The following is a 1,581-nucleotide window of genomic DNA, read 5'->3' on the forward strand; positions in this document are numbered from 1 at the left end:
GTGCTTGTCGTCGGCGTAGTCGCGCACGTCGTCATAGAGCCGCTGGCGCAGTTCCAGCAGGTGCGCGCTGGCCGGGCCCAGGCGCAGTACGCCGCCGCCGGGGGCGAGGACGCGCACGGCTTCGTTCCAGTCGATCGGGCTGAACACGCTGGCGATCAGCTCGCAACTGGCGTCGGCCAGCGGCAGCCGGGCCATGCTCGCCACCAGCCAGGACAACTGCGGCGCGCGGCGGCAGGCGCGTTTCACCGCCTCGCGGGAGATATCCAGGGCGTAGCCCTCGGCGCCGGCCAGGGCTTCGCCGAGCCGGGCGCTGTAGTAGCCCTCGCCGCAGCCGATATCCAGCCAGCGTCGCGGCGCGCGTTCGGCGGCCAGTTCGGCCAGGCGCCGGGCCAGCGGCGCGTAGTGGCCGGCGCCGAGGAACTGGCGACGGGCCTCGACCATGGCGGCGTTGTCGCCCGGATCGAGGCTTTTCTTGTGCTGCACCGGCAGCAGGTTCAGGTAGCCCTGGCGGGCGCGGTCGAAGCGGTGCCCGGCGGGGCAGGCGACGCCGTTGTCGACCTCGCCCAGGGCGGCGGAGCAGAGCGGGCAGATCAGCATCAGGCGAGCAGCCTCACCAGGGTCTGGTAGTAGATTTCGGTGAGCAGTTCCAGGTCGCTGGCGAGGACCCGCTCGTTGACCTGGTGGATGGTGGCGTTGACCGGGCCGAGTTCGACCACCTGGGTGCCCATGGTGGCGATGAAGCGTCCGTCGGAGGTGCCGCCGCTGGTCGAGGGCTGGGTCTCGCGGCCGGTGACCGTCCTGATGCTGGCGGCCACCGCATCGAGCAGTTCGCCCGGCTCGGTGAGGAACGGCAGGCCGGACAGCGCCCATTCGACGTGCCAGTCCAGGCCGTGCTTGTCGAGGATCGCCTCGACGCGTTTCTGCAGGCCTTCGACGGTGGATTCGGTGGAGAAGCGGAAGTTGAACAGCGCGGTCAGTTCGCCGGGGATGACGTTGGTGGCGCCGGTGCCGGAGTTCAGGTTGGAAACCTGGAAGCTGGTCGGCGGGAAGAAGGCATTGCCGTCGTCCCAGTGTTCCGCCGCCAGTTCGGCCAGCGCCGGGGCGGCCAGGTGGATCGGGTTCTTCGCCAGGTGCGGGTAGGCCACATGGCCCTGTACGCCGCGGATGGTCAGCTTGGCGCCAAGGGAGCCGCGGCGGCCGTTCTTCACCACGTCGCCGACCAGGCTGGTGCTCGACGGTTCGCCGACGATGCACCAGTCCAGGCGCTCGCCGCGTGCGGCGAGGCGTTCGACCACCGCCTTGGTGCCGTGGTGGGCCGGGCCTTCCTCGTCGCTGGTGATGAGGAAGGCGATGGCACCCTTGTGCTCCGGGTGGTCGGCGACGAAGCGCTCGACGGCGACGATCATCGACGCCAGGCTGCCTTTCATGTCCGCCGCGCCGCGTCCGCAGAGCATGCCCTGGTCGTCGATCAGGGCGTCGAAGGGTTGGTGCTGCCAGGCCTGCAGCGGGCCGGTGGGGACCACGTCGGTGTGCCCGGCGAAGCACAGCACCGGGCCGTCGCCGCCGCGCCGTGCCCAGAAG

The 1,581-nt window shown here is 70.8% G+C and carries 2 protein-coding genes; both read right to left on the reverse strand.

Annotated elements, in window-relative coordinates; all coding sequences use genetic code 11:
• Nucleotides 1-597: putative RNA methyltransferase (locus tag FFS27_RS32565; protein WP_137952544.1), on the reverse strand; the 597-nt coding region annotated here is incomplete at its 3' end.
• Nucleotides 597-1,581, reverse strand: a 985-nt coding sequence (gene dapE, locus FFS27_RS32570) for a succinyl-diaminopimelate desuccinylase (protein ID WP_137952545.1), incomplete at its 5' end; no start/stop codon positions are given. The genes FFS27_RS32565 and dapE, both read right to left, overlap by 1 nt.

It is taken from the genome of Pseudomonas sp. 2VD (assembly GCF_005503585.1).
GTDB classification, from domain to species: domain Bacteria; phylum Pseudomonadota; class Gammaproteobacteria; order Pseudomonadales; family Pseudomonadaceae; genus Pseudomonas; species Pseudomonas aeruginosa.